We start from the raw sequence: 15,318 nt of genomic DNA, 5'->3' as shown, positions 1-15,318 counted from the left end.
AAATTATTTATGAGTTATATTGAAGTCAAACACAATTTTAAACGTTACCAAACCGGTGACACGGAAATTTTAGCTAATAATGACGTCAATTTTTCCATTGAAAAAGGCGAATTGGCAATTATTTTAGGAGCTTCCGGTGCTGGTAAGTCAACCATCCTTAATATCTTAGGCGGAATGGACACCAATACCTCCGGTGACATCATTATCGATGGTAAAAATATTGCAAATTATAATAAACGCCAATTGACCACGTATCGGCGTAATGATATTGGTTTTGTTTTCCAATTCTACAACTTAATTCAAAACTTAACTGCAAAAGAAAATGTCGAACTAGCATCAGAAATTGTTGCCGATTCACTTGATCCAGTTCAAACCTTAATTGACGTTGGCTTGAAAAATCGAATTAACAACTTCCCTGCTGAACTATCAGGTGGTGAGCAGCAAAGAGTTGCTATTGCGCGTGCAATTGCTAAAAATCCCAAGATACTCTTGTGTGATGAGCCAACTGGAGCACTTGATTACCAAACAGGAAAAAGCGTCTTACAGACCATTGCCAAAATGAGTCGCGAAAACGGTGCAACAGTAGTTATTGTTACGCATAACAGTGCACTGGCACCAATTGCAGATCGCGTGATTCATTTTCATGACGGCCAAGTAACCAAAATTGAGCAAAACGCTCAACCAGAAGATATTACAAATATTAAGTGGTAGAAAAGGCAGATCATGAAAAAAATAATTTGGAAAGATTTTTGGCAGTCAATTAAGCATACCAAAGGACAATTCTTGTCAATTATGGGCTTAATGATGATCGGAGCATTCGCACTGGTCGGACTTTTTGTTACTGGGCCTGATATGCGTGATACTGGTAATCACTATGCGCAAGAACTTAACACTGCTGATTTATCTGTAATGTGTAATTATGGTTTTGACAAAAAAGATACCGAAAAAATCAAGCAAACAAAGGGGCTTGAAGAAGTTGAATTCGGCTATATGACTGACACCGTTTTAAAAAATACCGATGAAAGTTTTCGCGTTTTTTCAAAGCCTAAATCTGTCGGCAAGTACGAAGTGCGCCAAGGTCGCTTACCTAAAAGTAAAAACGAAGTTGCACTTGCTGAGCACTATCATAATCGCTACAAGATTGGTCAAGAAGTCAGTTTTACCGAAAAGAAGAATCTGCTTGGTAGTACCCTTCTAAAAAGAAAGACATTTAAAGTTGTTGGATTTGTCCGCTCAAGTCAAATTCTATCTAATGTTAACTTAGGTCAAAGTAATAGTGGTACTGGCGAACTTAAAGGATATGCTGTTGTTATGCCAAGTGCTTTTAACCAACAAGTTTACACTGTTGCCAACCTTAGATATCACAATTTACGTAACCTTGATTCATATGGCAAAGTTTATACTGCCCGAGTTAGTGATCACAAAAAGGCATTGCAAAAAACGCTCAAGAAAGATGCCGAGCAACGCCAAAAACGAATTTATGCTAGCTTTAATCAAGTAATAAAGCCAAAGGAACAGCAACTTACTAACGCCAAAAATAAAATAGCCGATACTAAAAAGCAACTGTTACTTGCCCAGCAAGAATTAGATGAGCAGAAAAATGCCTTAGCTGCTCAAGCTTCGAGTGCTACTACACCAGAAGCAAAAATGCAGCTTCAACAGGCTCAAGCAGAATTATCTGCCAAAGCAAAAATTTTACAAGCAAAAAAGCAAAAAGCATTGACTGCTTCAGCAAGTGCTGAAAAAACAATTGCAAAGAATGAGCTTAAATTAGCTAAGGCAAAAAAGCAGGCCAAAAAGTTATCAGCACCAAGTTATAGTGTTTACAATCGCCGAGAAGTGCCTGGTGGTGAAGGAAATCTTGTCTATACCACGGTCGCAAGAGTTGTCGAAGACTTGGCGAAAGTCTTTCCTATCTTTTTGTACTTTGTAGCTGCTTTAGTCACATTTACCACTATGAATCGTTTTATCGATGAGGAAAGAATTAATTCTGGAACACTGAAAGCATTGGGCTATAGCGACAATGTTGTTATCAGCAAGTTTGTCTTTTACGGTTTTCTTTCAGGAACCATCGGAACAATTATTGGTGTTTATCTTGGCCATACTTTAATGCCACAGATTGTTTACCATGCTTACTACAAGTCTCTGACGATACCACCAATTGAAGAACACTTTTACTGGCAGATTAGTCTAATTTCCCTTGTTTTATCGTGGATCAGTTCCGTTCTACCCGCTTATTTAACTGCAAAAGCTGAATTCCGTGAAAAACCAGCTGCATTACTTCTACCTAAGCCACCTGCAGCTGGTTCAAAAATACTTCTTGAAAGAATTCCGTTTATTTGGAATCATCTTAGCTTCACCCACAAGGTAACTGCCCGTAACATCTTCCGTTATAAAAAACGAATGTTAATGACAATCTTTGGTGTTTGTGGTGCAGCTACTCTTCTTTTTACGGGTTTTGCAGTAAAAAACTCTATCAGTAATATGAACAATCGTCAGTTTTCAGGATTAATTCATTACAACATGATAGTGGCTCAAAAATCTCCAATTTCAGCTAATGACCAAGCTACACTCGATGATAAGCTGGAAGGAAGTAACATTAAATCTGAACTACCTATCTATTATGAGTCGATGTCAAAAACTGCTGGTAAATCTGGTGACACGCAAGACATTACTTTAATTGCGCCAAAATCAGACCACAAACTTGATCAATATCTTTATTTAAACGATCGTCGCAGTAAAAAGAAGATTACATTAACTAATGGTGGTGTTGTCGTTTCCGAACGCTTAGCCAGTCTCCTAAATGTTAATAAAGGTGACTATATTACTTTGACTGATAAAGACAATCACCGTCGAAGAATGAAGATTGCTAATATTACTGAAATGTATATGGGGCACTTTGTTCTAATGAACTCAAACCAGTATGAAAAGATTTTTGCCAAAAAGTATTCTACTAACGCTCATCTGGTTAACTTAAAGAACAGTTCTAATAAGAACACCAAAAAAGTGGCTGCAGAGTTTATGAAGCTTAACGGTGTTGCTGGTGTCGTTCAAAACACAGCAATTAGTCAAGAACTAGACGTTGTTGTGCAATCCCTTAATATGATAATGGTTGTTTTAATCATTGTTGCTGGTTTGCTGGCAATTGTTATTTTGTACAATTTGACTAATATCAACATCGCTGAACGAATTCGCGAACTTTCTACCATCAAGGTATTAGGCTTTTACAACAATGAAGTCACAATGTACATCTACCGCGAAACAATTTTGTTAACGGGTATTGGCATTCTAGTAGGATATTTGACCGGTGATTTGCTTTATCGCTACATCCTGTATGTTGTTCCACCTGATAATGTCATGTTCAATCCAGCCCTTTCCGCCTCAAGCTTCTTGTGGCCATTGGGTGTAATTGGATTAATTACAATTATTTTAGGATTTATCGTCAACAAAAAGCTGAGAGATTTAGATATGCTAGAAGCATTGAAATCCGTTGATTAATATCCGTTGAATAGTAAAAAAAGTCGAGCTATTATGCTCGGCTTTTTTCAATAGTTTTTTGTAGTCAAATTAAAACCACTTTATTTAAGTGAAAACATCGTTACAAATAACTAATGCTCATACAGAATAAAAAAGGATAGTCGACTAAATTTCGACTATCCTTTTTGCGTTAAATTTTTGCTCTTCCGAGTAAAACAGAACTTATTACAACTGATAATGAACTAAAGGCCATTGCAAGACCAGCTATTTCAGGACTAAGAGTAAAACCAATCCCTGCAAATAACCCCGTAGCAATTGGAATTCCTAAAATGTTGTAAATAAATGCCCAAAACAGATTCAACTTAATTCGTTTAAAAGTTTTTTTACTCAATTTAAGTGCACGAACAACATCTTCTAAGTCATTTTTGATTAGAACAATTCCGCCCGCATCAATCGCTACATCAGTTCCAGAACCCATTGCTATCCCAACATCTGCTTGCGTTAATGCCGGAGCATCATTAATACCATCACCAACAAAGGCAACCTTATAGTTATGTTGCAACTTTTTAATTTCGTCAGCTTTATCAATCGGTAAAACTTCTGCAATTACTTGATCTATTCCTACTTGTTTGGCAACTGAATCTGCAACTTGCTTATTATCACCGGTAAGCATAACTGTTTTTAAGCCTTCCGCCTTTAAGTCGGAAATCGCCTTAGCAGCTGTTTCCTTTGGAGCATCTTGAATTGCAATCAAACCGATAACCTTATCATCTATAGCAACAATAACAACGGTCTTTGCTTCTTTTTGCAACTTAGTTATCGCATCAGACATTTTGGTTTCAACAGTATATTGGTCAATTTCGGGTTTACCGACAAAAACAGTTTTCCCATCGATTATCCCCTTAATTCCGCGTCCTTCAATCGCCTTGAAATCAGTTACATCTTTCATCTCAACATTTTCTGTTTGAGCAGCAGTTAGAATTGCTGGTGCAAGTGGATGCTCTGATAATTTTTCAAGGCTTGCAGCTAGTTGTAATACTACTAATTTATTCCCAATGACGTCTGTTACTTGCGGTTTTCCTTTAGTAATTGTGCCAGTTTTATCAAAAACTATTGCAGTTAAATTATTAGCAGCTTCAAGAATTTCACCATTTTTAATCAAGATTCCTTTTTTAGCGCCCAGACCTGTTCCGACCATTAAAGCGGTTGGCGTTGCTAATCCTAAAGCACAGGGACAAGCAATTACCATTACGGAAACTGCGTAGTTAAGAGCTGTTGGTACGCTCTTATTTAAAAAGACAAACCAAACTAGAAATGTGATAATAGCAATAATTAAAACAGTTGGAACAAAAACGTTAGCAACTTTATCGGTTAGTTTTTGAATCGGTGCATGGCTATTCTGTGCTTTCTTTACAATTTCAATAATTTGGGCAAGCATTGTGTCATTGCCAACTTTTTCGGCTTCAATGACAAAAGATCCATTTTGATTAATTGTTGAACCAATTACTTGATCTCCAGCTTTTTTGGCAACAGGCATGCTTTCCCCAGTAACCATTGATTCATCAATATTTGAAATTCCAGAAACTATTTTTCCATCGACAGGTACTTTTTGTCCCGGTAAAACTTGTATTAAATCACCTTTTACAACCTGACTTATCGGAACCTTCACAAACTCAGTTCCGCGTTTTACCAAGGCCTCTTTTGCTCCCAGGTTAACCAGCTTACTAATTGCACTCGAGGCATTACTGCGCATTTTTGCTTCCAGGACTTGCCCTAAGAGAACAAACGTAATTACAAACGCTGCTGTCTCAAAAAAGACTGGCCTTCCCGTGAACATGGCATAAATGCTGTAAAGGTACGTGATCATTGTTCCCAGTGCAACAAGGGTATCCATGTTGGAATGATGCTTCAAGAATGCTGACCAGGCGCTAGAAACGAATGGACCCGCAGAAATCAACATAATAACTGTCGTAAACGCCAGCATTGTCCAATTACCACCTGGTAACATCCAGCCTGTAAAGGGATGGATTATCATCTCAACAAGCATTGGCAGGGAAAGTACCAATGAGGTCCAAAAACGTGTCGTTATCTTCATATACTGATTCCTTTTCCTACTTACTTAACGATTACCTTGCCATGAAACATGTTCATACTGCATTCCCAGTCATATTCACCTGCTTTAGATGTGTCGATTTTGACTTGCTCGACTTGACCTTTTGGCAATTCTTGATTAATTCCCAAGTCAGAGAAAATGACATGATCTAAGCAGCTAGAAGAATCTAATCGCTTAAAATTCAAAGTTGCAGGAACGCCCTTTTTTAGGACAACTTTTTCAGGTGAATAGCCACCCTTTACTTGAATGTTAACCGTTTGATTAGTAGAATTCACTTTTGCTTGCTCAACACTTGCATCATGTTTACCTAAGAACCACCAAGCAATAAAAGCAATAGCCATAATTCCTATAATTAATGTAATAACCTTCATAATTAACTCTCCTTCAACTTATTTTTTATTTGTTTTATTCTTTTTAATGTCTACATTTGTAAACTATAATTAATTTAACACTTAAATTTACATTTGTAAACATAAACGAATTAAAAAAACCACTAACTTTCGTTAATGGCTGTTGCGATTTTTACTTTGTCTATCTGACTTATCGATCCTCCAAAATCGATAAAATCGACTCGTGCGTAAAAATTATGTCGCATCCGGACTATCAAATTGCGCATAAGCAGCAGGTTAAGCATTATTAGCATTTGATACGCTTTTATTTACTCCATTGCTTTCTAGCGTGAAGCTACTCAACTATTCAGTGATCAACTTGTTTAAATAAAACTTTTGTCTTTCATTTCATTTTCTATCCCATCTTTTAGACTTGGTCAAAAAACCGCAGATCATCAGTCTATGAGGATCTGTAATATCTTTCAAGAAATACCTGCTTACTTCAGTGGTTCTTTAGAAAATCTTTTTAAAAAACATGCGTTATCCTTACCTTCCTTATTACTTGTATATTTTATATTTGCTATTTAATCATAATAAAAACTAGTAGCACTTAGTATATTTTTTAAAGAAATGCATTAATTCTACCTTGACCAGCTCCCCAATCACTAGTAAAGTAAAATCAATTTATAATTTATCTATAGTTAAACAAGGAGCGTGCAGTAAATGTCAAATTGGTCAACAAAATTTGTAAAAGAAGGATTAACTTTTGATGACGTCTTATTAATTCCGGCTGAAAGTCATGTATTACCCAATGAAGTTAATTTACATACAGAATTAGCACCAAATCTTAAACTTAAAATTCCACTAATTAGTGCTGGTATGGATACGGTTACTGAGGGTGCAATGGCAATTGCAATGGCACTTCAAGGTGGATTAGGTGTTATTCATAAGAACATGTCAATCAACGCACAGGCTGGCGAAGTCGCAAACGTAAAAAATGTTATTGTACCAAGTGACGTTTCTAAAGCAGCCGTCGACGAGAACAATCGTTTATTGGTTGCAGCTGCAATTGGTGTAACTAGTGATACGTTTGAACGTGCTGAAGCACTACTCGAAAACGGCGCTGATGCAATCGTTATTGATACTGCACATGGACATTCCGCAGGTGTATTACGTAAAATTAAGGAAATTCGTGATCATTTCCCAAATGTTACTTTAATTGCAGGTAATATTGCCACTGGTGATGCGGCAAGAGCACTTTTTGATGCTGGCGTCGATGTCGTAAAAGTTGGTATTGGACCCGGATCAATTTGTACAACGAGAGTTGTCGCTGGAGTTGGAGTTCCCCAAATAACTGCAATTTACGATGCCGCAACAGCCGCTCGTGAATATCACAAGCCAATTATTGCCGATGGTGGAATGAAATACTCCGGTGATATTGTAAAAGCCCTCGCTGCTGGTGGTAATGCTGTAATGCTAGGAAGCATGCTTTCTGGTACAACTGAAGCTCCTGGAGAAATTTTTGAAAGTGATGGCGAAAAATACAAGACCTACCGTGGAATGGGTTCTGTAGGAGCAATGGCACAAGCACATGGCTCCTCTGACCGTTACTTCCAAGGTGGCGTAAATGAAGCTAATAAACTTGTTCCAGAAGGTGTAGAAGCACGCGTTGAATATAAAGGTGATGTTTCGGACATTATTTTCCAGATCATTGGTGGTTTACGTTCCGGAATGGGATACGTTGGCGCATCAACAATTTCTGAATTAATTGAAAATGCTCAATTTGTAAAAATTACTAATGCTGGTTTGAGAGAATCACATCCACATGATGTTCAGATCACCAAAAAAGCACCTAATTACGATAGATAAATTTTAAATATCAAGTTCAAAAAAGGCTAGTTACACAAGCGTAACTAGCCTTTTTATTTCTCAGATAATATTTGATTTAATTTAAGCAAATTTTGTATCAGCTCTTTTTTTACCTCAGAACCCAAAATTTTCTCAGTTTCTTTTTCAGAAGAAACAAAATATGAAGTTATTTCAGGTTCCAACTTTTTGGCTTTATTTGTCAACTGGATTACCTTTAAACGCGTATCCTTATGATTAACTTCCTTTGTAATTAAATCTTTTTGCTCCATCAGATGCAAAATATTAGTTGCAGTCGACTTTCTGATATTGAACTCATGCTCAATATCCTTTTGATAAATATAGTGCTCTCCAGAAAAGGATGCTAAATATTCAATAATTAGCATTTGCATTCCTGTCAGACCTAATTGTCTAGCAAAATGATCTACATTACGGTTAAAAGTGTTTTGGGCGCGTTGTAAAGCCAAACCCAGTCTTTCCATTAATTATTCTCCTGCTTTAACAGCCTTTGTAGCTTTATAAAGCAAGTATACACCAATAGCAACTAAAATTAGCAAAAAGATTAAGCCAATTTGAGCGGCATCAACCAGTCGGCCAGCTGCAGTTGATCTAGTACTCATTTGTTGAACAAATTGCATAATTGCTGAAACAATTGAAGTACCTACTGCACCAGCAAATTGCTGCGCCATATTGAATAATCCATTACCATCAGTATGTTCTTTTTCAGTTAAAACATTTAGAGAAGCTGTCATGATATTGCCCATGATTAAACCAGTTCCAAGCATTGTCACTGTGTAAAACAGGATAATTTCAAGTGAGCTAAAGTTAGAAGCAAAAGCACAGAATAATGCACCGCCAATAAACTCTAGAATCGCACCAGTCATTACTGGTTTTCTGGCACCGTAGTTATCAAGCAAACGTCCACCAACAGGAGATGCAATCGCACCTACAATTCCACCAGTCAAAAGTAAAAGACCTGCTGTCATAGCTGTTTGCTTGTTAGCAATTTGAACATAGTTTGGCAGAATAAATGATAAACCTAACGTGTTAATTTGGAATACAAAGTATGCACTCAAACCTTGAGTAAACTTGTTTTTCTTAAATACTCGAATATCAATCAATGGATTTTCCACTTTTAAAGAGTGCTTAATAAAAATGATCAATCCGATAATTCCGATTACTAATGGAATAATAAACGTAAGAGGCTTTTGCATAACCGTTGCTAAGTTACTAAAAGCAAAAATCAAAGCAATAAAAGTTACTGCAATACTTAAAAAGCCAACAAAATCTAATTTAGTGTGCTCAATCTTTTCTGAGTCTTTAGTAATTGAGCAAAGACCCATAACTAATGAAATAATCATTACTGGAAGCATGAAGATGAAGATGTAGCGCCACCCCATCGTATTCACAACTAAACCACCAAAAGTTGGTCCAAGTGCCGGGGCAACTGCAGTAATCATTGTTCCAATTCCCATTAATAAACCAATTTTGTCTAATGGGGATTTTTCTAGAATAATGTTAAACATCAGTGGAATTGCAATTCCAGCTGCTGCTCCCTGAACAATTCTTCCTATTACTAAGAACATAAAATTCTTAGCAACTACATCAATTAAAAGACCAACAATAAACAAAACTGAAGCTGTAATAAACAGTGCACGTGAACTAAAATTACGTTTTAAATATGCTGAAAGTGGCATAACAATTGATGCAACCAATAAGTAACCTGTTGTCATCCATTGAACCATCGACATATTAACGTTAAATTCGCTCATTAGGACTGGAAAGGTAACATTTCCTGCCGTTTCAATCAAAACTCCCGAAAATGACATCAATCCTGCTGCAAAGATTGAACAAATCAATCTCGCATCTAATTTCCTTTGCATAAAATTCCTCCTTCAATTTTAGTTAGCAAGCTAACGATTTACTATCGTAACCCAAAAAAATTGAAAAAGCAATTAATAACGTTTTCAAAACAAAAACCCATCTAAAAAGACGGGTTTTATTTAATCATTTTTTAACCTACTAGCAAAATTAAACATTAATAACGTACTTCTCCCAGTACTTCCATACATTGTCGCTTGAGAAGCGCTTTGCGCTTTCATATGCACCCTCGCTTAACTTCTTCATTAGTTCCGGATTAGCAAAGTAATCTTCAATTTTGGCAGCCAAGTCGTCTACATTTCCACTTGGAACAAGAAAACCACTTTGACCATCCCGGATTATGTCAGAAGGACCATAATTAATGTTATAAGAAATGACCGGAACACCATGTGATTGTGCTTCTAAAACTGCTAATGAAAAGCCTTCATATGTTGATGTTAATAACAAGAGCTCAGCACTATTGTATACACTATCTGTGTCCTGAGTATAGCCTTTAAACTGAACCACATTTTGCAAATTAAGGTTTTTTACAAGCTGTTTTAGCATATTTTCTTCTTTATAGCCATCGCCACCATTACCATAACCGTAAATATCAAAGCTTAATGTCGGATTTTCTTGATATGCCTTTGCGAATGCATTAATTGCATCAGCTAAACGCTTTTCAGGGAAAAGTCTTGCTATTGCTACAACTTTGCCTGGAATACGTTCACTTATTGGGATATGTCTAGCATTCAACTGTTCATCAGGAACGATTCCGACTGGGATGGCCACAATTGGTACCTGAGTCCTTAACCGTTTCTTCATATCATCAGCTTGATGCTGTGATGGCGTAATAATTAAATCTGTCTTACTCAATAGTTCAGTATTAGAAATAGACGGATAAGTCAGAGGAGAACTTGGATCCCAATAATCTCGATAGTGAATACTATGAAAATGCTCAATTTTACGAGCTCGAGTTTTCATGTTAATCATTGGAACATTTACCAAATTGCTCCGATCAGAAATAAAGGTCGACATTTCATCACCGTCTTGCTCATTTAACTCGTCAAGCATAATTGTGAACGCTAGACCTGTATTCATTAGCGAATGCGTTCTACCTTCTGTGTCAATTAACTGAATATTTGTTGCAGGATAATAATTTGGTCGCTTTTCATAAGAAATTTCAAAATAAACTGTATTATTTGGGCGATAAAATTGTTCATATACAAGATGACCGTCAGCTGTATCATAAGTTTTAGTTGAGCTCTTAAAGCCTCGTGTATCATAAAAATCTTGCTTAGTAAGATTAACGTCACCGTTATAGTAATCAACCGTATCAACGCTACCATTAGGAAACAAACTGATTCGCATGGTTTTACGACTACCATCATAAACTTCATAGCCGGTATTTACATCTTTTATTTGATAATTGACTGGAATCGGTAAGTCAGAAATAGTTACCACTCTTTCTGGAAACGTTACTGTGCCAGCAAAAAAGTCAAACATATTAACATAGTCATCATCAGTTAACTCATATAATGGCAAATTTCTATGCGCAAAGCGATTATATTCGCACATTACAATTTTTGCAGGTACCCCTTTTTGCTTAAATAATTTTAATCGCTTAATTTGTGCATGCTCAATGCCAGAGCTATTAACACTTAATCCACCACTTAGAAAATAATACATCTCTTAATCCTTTACCTCATTACATTACAATGTAGACCTTTAGTTCAATTACAAACGATATTGCTTTTTTCAACAAACACCAATAATAAAATAAGCCCCGAAAGTCTGCTAACTTCGGAGCTCATTTCGTATAAGATAGGTTTTATTTCTTAACTAATTAAGAAAAATCAGGCATTAATAACGTACTTTTCCCATTCTTTCCAAATGCTATCGCCAGAGAAGCGTTGTGCATTTTGATATGCACCTTCATTTAACTGTTCCATCAACGCTGGATTAGCAAAGTACTCTTTTATTTTGGCAGCCAGATCATCAACATGTCCACTCGGAACAATAAAGCCACTCTGACCATCTTGAATTAAATCAGCCGGACCATAGTTAATGTCATAAGCAATTACTGGTACACCATGCGATTGTGCTTCAACAATTGCAAGAGGAGCTCCTTCATAGCGTGAAGATAGAACTAAAAGCTCCGCTGTATTGTAGACAGTTTCCATATCTTGAGTATAGCCCTTAAATTGAACTACATTTTCTAAACCAAGATTTTTAACAAGCTGCTTAAGCATCTTTTCTTCCTTAAGACCATCGCGTCCGTTACCATAACCGTAGATATCAAAGCTTAGCGTTGGGTTTTCTCTATATGCTTTTGCAAATGCATTAATCGCATCATCTAGACGCTTCTCATAAAATAAACGTGCCACTGCTACAATTTTGCCTGGCGTACGTTCGCTCATTGGAATATGTCTGGTATTCAACTGCTTATCAGGAACGATTCCAACTGGAATTGACACAATTGGTACTTGTGTACGTAAACGTTTCGTCATATCATCAGCTTGACGCTGAGACGGGGTTATAACCAAGTCAGTCTTGCTTAATAACTCATTATTAGAAATTGACGGATATGTTATAGGAGAACTTGGATCCCAAAAATCTCTGAAATGAATATTATGAAAATGCTCAATTTTCCGAGCTGGAGTTTTCATGTTAATCATCGGAACATTCGAACAATCACTTCTGTCAGAAATAAAGGTCGAAATCTCGTCACCATCTTGCTCATTTAACTCATCGAGCATAATTGTGAATGCCTGTCCTGTGTTCATCAGCGAGTGCAGCTTACCGTGCGTATCAGTCAATTGAATATTTGTTGCAGGATAGGAGTTAGGTCTTTTTTCATAAGAGGTCTCATAATAAACAGTATTATTAGGGCGATAAAATTGTTCATAAATAAGGTGACCATCTGCCGTATCATAAATTTGGGTCATACTCTTGAAACCGCGAGTATCATAAAATTCTTGTTTTGTATGGTTGCCGTCACCATTAAAGTAATCAATTGTATCAACACTACCGTTAGGAAACATAGTAATCCGCATAGTTTTACGATTACCATTATAAACTTCATAACCGTTATCTACTTCTCTTATTTGATACTCATCTGGAATTGATAAATCAGAAACAGTTACCACTTTCGCTGGAAAAGTTACTGTACCAGCAAAAAAGTCAAACATGTTAACATAATCATCATCAGTCATTTCATACAATGGTAAATTTCGGTGAGCAAGACGATTATATTCACACATGACTATCTTAGCAGGTACACCCTTTTGCTTGAATAATTTTAATCGTTTAACTTCTGCATGCTCAATACCAGAGCTATTAGCATCTAATCTGTTATTTAGAAAATAATACATCATTTACTCCCTTACCTTGTTAAATTGTAATTCGCACTCTCAATTTTATCACACCAATATTACAATATTGCTTGTTTTTATAAAAAAGGCTAATAATATCGTACTTATTAATTGTAAATAGTACTATTGCATTTAGTTCCATTGTTATGAAATTTTGAGCATAAAAAAGCACCGTCAGTACAGTCACTTCTATAGACGATGCTATTTTTAATTATTCTCTTTTTTTAGTTATTTTTAGGACCACTGGCCAAATAAATGCGAGCACCAAGCCCATAGCGAGGCCAAGCCACAAAACAGACGAAGTGGTCAATGAAATTCCATGATAAAGCTCTGTCTGCAAGTTTTGGGTTAGCTGATTTAAGTAATATTGCAGTGCGCCAAACGATCCTACAGATGCAATCAATAAAACTAACGAAGCCCAAGAACTACCGAATAGTACAAGCAGAGCTGCAATAGCAAAAAGCAAAATAGCTGCGAAAAAGAAATAATGGAAAACATTAATGGTATCGTTAACTTGCTTGCCGTTGTTTTTGAGCTCTTTATTTAACCGATCTAAAATGACGTAATTGACAGCCTTTTGAACCTGATTCTTTTCAGATAAATTCAAATTTTGCGCTGTAACTTCACCATTTTCTTGGTAACTCACACTCAAATTATAAAGGTTAATATAAGACAAATCGCGATGATACTTTTGTGGTAGTTGCTCAAAAATCTTATCTTCAACACCAAAGTCTTTTGCTAACTGCAGCGATCCCTTTAAATTAGCATCCCCAGTCTTATTAACGTTCTTGTCAATTACCGTTTTCGCCATTTTGGGAACATTCTGAACATTAATTGTTGCAGCGCCTTCAAATAAAAATAATCCTGATAGACAAACCAATGCGGCAAAGATCAACCGTAGAAAAATACTAGTAAACTTCTTCATTAAGCTTACCCCCTTAGGTAGATTAACTATTGTTCTAGCATTCGTGTTGACCTGAAACTAAGCAGTTACATTTAATTACTGCAGGCGCCTTACTCTCCTTACCGGCAAGCTCATCCTCAATCGTCGAGATATCTGACTTAGATAATGGCATATCTTTCAAAAGTTCAATTAGAACTTGTCCTTTATGCATATCACACATGTGATCCATCATTTCTTTTGAAACCTGAATCATCATTTGCACTTGAGTAACAGTTGCGGAGTATGCATACCGATGTCCATCTTTTCTAGTCTTCAGCAAACCTTTTTTAACTAGTCTCCCAATCAATGTCTTGATTGTTGATTCTGACCAGTTCTTTTTAGCTTGTAATTGCTTAATGATATCACCAGTATGAATTTCACCAAGTGTCCACACTATCCTCATGACTTCCCACTCGGCTTCAGAAATATTATGTTCTTTGTTTTTTTCTACCATAATAATCAACCTAACTTTATTCTACTACAAAACATATTTTTTTAATGCTTTGGCAATTCCGTCATGGTCATTATCATCAGTTACATAGTCCGCACTATCTTTAATCAGCTCGATTGCGTTTCCCATTGCAACTTTTTTAAAGTTTGGATTGGAAAACATCGAAATGTCATTCCCTTGATCGCCAAAGACCATTACTTGACTCTGATCAATCTTCAAGCGATCAGCAAGTACCATAAGAGCATTACCCTTAGAAGCATCTTTAATGTTGATTTCAACATTGGTCGAAAAGCTTCTAACAATATCATATTTGGCAAAGGCCCACTCGGGAATATTGTTCCATAATTTTTCAACCTCGTTAACATCTTCAGTCATGCTAAAGCCAACTTTGTTAAAGGCAAAATCTTGTGGAATTTCCTCTGCCTTACGCACTTTAATCATGTTATTAGTCATTGCGGCATTCACTGCAAGATTAGCTCCTAAATCGCGATCACAGGTCCAAAAACACTCTGGTGTTTCAAAATGTAAGTTAACATGAGCAAGTCTTTGAAGTTTGCGCATACTGGAAAAATCCTGATAGTTCATTTCTTGATTCATCAAAACATCGCCTGCCAAGTTTTGAATGACCGCGCCATTAAACACAATGTTATATTGTTTCTTTCCAGCAAGGCCCAGTTGCTTATTAAAAGGCATTACCCCAGATAAAGGTCGACCTGTTGCAAGAACCACTTGAATTCCTTCGCTAATCGCGTTTTTTAAAGTCTTTTCTGTTTCTGGCAAAATCGAGTTAGTACTACTAAGCAAAGTACCGTCTAAATCAACAGCAATTAATTTTATTGACACAGTATTTTCCTCCCACTGCTTTTTGCATCGTCCCCTTTATTATACAAAAAGTCGTAATTACT

Annotated in this window: 12 protein-coding genes; 3 read left to right on the top strand and 9 right to left on the bottom strand. The window is 36.4% G+C overall.

All coding sequences use genetic code 11. From position 1 onward, the window contains the following. Positions 1 to 9 precede the first annotated feature (9 nt). Together F5ESL0263_RS03105 and F5ESL0263_RS03100 are read left to right on the top strand one after the other, a co-directional pair. A complete protein-coding gene (locus F5ESL0263_RS03105) occupies positions 10 to 711 on the top strand; it encodes an ABC transporter ATP-binding protein (protein ID WP_046306572.1) in 702 nt (233 codons plus the stop codon). A gap of 12 nt (positions 712 to 723) precedes the next feature. Further along, positions 724 to 3,498, top strand: a complete 2,775-nt coding sequence (locus tag F5ESL0263_RS03100; protein ID WP_122034788.1) for an FtsX-like permease family protein — start codon at positions 724 to 726, stop codon at positions 3,496 to 3,498. A 169-nt stretch (positions 3,499 to 3,667) separates the two neighbouring features. On the opposite strand, the gene F5ESL0263_RS03095 is transcribed toward F5ESL0263_RS03100, so the two are convergent. Together F5ESL0263_RS03095 and F5ESL0263_RS03090 are read right to left on the bottom strand one after the other, a co-directional pair. Next, positions 3,668 to 5,572 carry a copper-translocating P-type ATPase gene (locus F5ESL0263_RS03095; RefSeq protein ID WP_122034786.1) on the bottom strand — a complete coding sequence of 635 codons (1,905 nt, stop codon included), beginning with the start codon at positions 5,570 to 5,572 and terminating at the stop codon, positions 3,668 to 3,670. A gap of 20 nt (positions 5,573 to 5,592) precedes the next feature. Then, on the bottom strand, positions 5,593 to 5,961 hold the full coding sequence (locus F5ESL0263_RS03090) for a cupredoxin domain-containing protein (protein WP_122034784.1): 369 nt from the start codon (positions 5,959 to 5,961) through the stop codon (positions 5,593 to 5,595). 681 nt (positions 5,962 to 6,642) lie between these two features. Between F5ESL0263_RS03090 and F5ESL0263_RS03085 the strand changes: the two genes are divergently transcribed. Beyond that, a complete protein-coding gene (locus F5ESL0263_RS03085) occupies positions 6,643 to 7,788 on the top strand; it encodes an IMP dehydrogenase (protein ID WP_122034782.1) in 1,146 nt (381 codons plus the stop codon). Between the two features lie 53 nt (positions 7,789 to 7,841). Here the strand turns inward: F5ESL0263_RS03085 and F5ESL0263_RS03080 are convergent, their stop codons facing one another. From F5ESL0263_RS03080 to F5ESL0263_RS03050, 7 genes are all read right to left on the bottom strand, one after another. Further along, on the bottom strand, positions 7,842 to 8,267 hold the full coding sequence (locus tag F5ESL0263_RS03080) for a MarR family winged helix-turn-helix transcriptional regulator (protein WP_122034780.1): 426 nt from the start codon (positions 8,265 to 8,267) through the stop codon (positions 7,842 to 7,844). Between the two features lie 3 nt (positions 8,268 to 8,270). Beyond that, complete coding sequence (locus F5ESL0263_RS03075; protein WP_122034778.1) at positions 8,271 to 9,668, bottom strand: DHA2 family efflux MFS transporter permease subunit; 1,398 nt, start codon at positions 9,666 to 9,668, stop codon at positions 8,271 to 8,273. A 148-nt stretch (positions 9,669 to 9,816) separates the two neighbouring features. Then, on the bottom strand, positions 9,817 to 11,334 hold the full coding sequence (gene asp1, locus F5ESL0263_RS03070) for an accessory Sec system glycosyltransferase Asp1 (protein ID WP_122034776.1): 1,518 nt from the start codon (positions 11,332 to 11,334) through the stop codon (positions 9,817 to 9,819). Positions 11,335 to 11,501: 167 nt separating this feature from the next. Next, the gene (locus F5ESL0263_RS03065; RefSeq protein ID WP_158593017.1) at positions 11,502 to 13,019 is read right to left on the bottom strand and encodes a glycosyltransferase; all 1,518 of its coding nucleotides are present in this window, start codon (positions 13,017 to 13,019) and stop codon (positions 11,502 to 11,504) included. Between the two features lie 211 nt (positions 13,020 to 13,230). After that, a complete protein-coding gene (locus tag F5ESL0263_RS03060) occupies positions 13,231 to 13,944 on the bottom strand; it encodes a hypothetical protein (protein WP_122034772.1) in 714 nt (237 codons plus the stop codon). Between the two features lie 34 nt (positions 13,945 to 13,978). Continuing rightward, the gene (locus F5ESL0263_RS03055) at positions 13,979 to 14,416 is read right to left on the bottom strand and encodes a CopY/TcrY family copper transport repressor (protein WP_109715334.1); all 438 of its coding nucleotides are present in this window, start codon (positions 14,414 to 14,416) and stop codon (positions 13,979 to 13,981) included. 24 nt (positions 14,417 to 14,440) lie between these two features. Continuing rightward, positions 14,441 to 15,256 carry a Cof-type HAD-IIB family hydrolase gene (locus tag F5ESL0263_RS03050; protein WP_122034770.1) on the bottom strand — a complete coding sequence of 272 codons (816 nt, stop codon included), beginning with the start codon at positions 15,254 to 15,256 and terminating at the stop codon, positions 14,441 to 14,443. Between the last annotated feature and the right edge of the window lie 62 nt (positions 15,257 to 15,318).

The organism is Lactobacillus sp. ESL0263, assembly GCF_003692845.1.
In the GTDB taxonomy this organism is placed as follows: Bacteria; Bacillota; Bacilli; order Lactobacillales; family Lactobacillaceae; genus Lactobacillus; species Lactobacillus apis.
The sequence above is the reverse complement of the archived record's forward strand: the minus strand, read 5'-3'. Positions and strand labels throughout refer to the sequence as shown.

What these genes read in the sequence shown, in the direction of transcription:
- F5ESL0263_RS03105 (WP_046306572.1), top strand. Translation starts at nt 10, where the DNA reads ATGAGTTATATTGAAGTCAAACACAATTTTAAACGTTACCAAACCGGT.
- F5ESL0263_RS03100 (WP_122034788.1), top strand. Translation starts at nt 724, where the DNA reads ATGAAAAAAATAATTTGGAAAGATTTTTGGCAGTCAATTAAGCATACC.
- F5ESL0263_RS03095 (WP_122034786.1), bottom strand. Translation starts at nt 5,572, where the DNA reads ATGAAGATAACGACACGTTTTTGGACCTCATTGGTACTTTCCCTGCCA.
- F5ESL0263_RS03090 (WP_122034784.1), bottom strand. Translation starts at nt 5,961, where the DNA reads ATGAAGGTTATTACATTAATTATAGGAATTATGGCTATTGCTTTTATT.
- F5ESL0263_RS03085 (WP_122034782.1), top strand. Translation starts at nt 6,643, where the DNA reads ATGTCAAATTGGTCAACAAAATTTGTAAAAGAAGGATTAACTTTTGAT.
- F5ESL0263_RS03080 (WP_122034780.1), bottom strand. Translation starts at nt 8,267, where the DNA reads ATGGAAAGACTGGGTTTGGCTTTACAACGCGCCCAAAACACTTTTAAC.
- F5ESL0263_RS03075 (WP_122034778.1), bottom strand. Translation starts at nt 9,668, where the DNA reads ATGCAAAGGAAATTAGATGCGAGATTGATTTGTTCAATCTTTGCAGCA.
- asp1 (WP_122034776.1), bottom strand. Translation starts at nt 11,334, where the DNA reads ATGTATTATTTTCTAAGTGGTGGATTAAGTGTTAATAGCTCTGGCATT.
- F5ESL0263_RS03065 (WP_158593017.1), bottom strand. Translation starts at nt 13,019, where the DNA reads ATGTATTATTTTCTAAATAACAGATTAGATGCTAATAGCTCTGGTATT.
- F5ESL0263_RS03060 (WP_122034772.1), bottom strand. Translation starts at nt 13,944, where the DNA reads ATGAAGAAGTTTACTAGTATTTTTCTACGGTTGATCTTTGCCGCATTG.
- F5ESL0263_RS03055 (WP_109715334.1), bottom strand. Translation starts at nt 14,416, where the DNA reads ATGGTAGAAAAAAACAAAGAACATAATATTTCTGAAGCCGAGTGGGAA.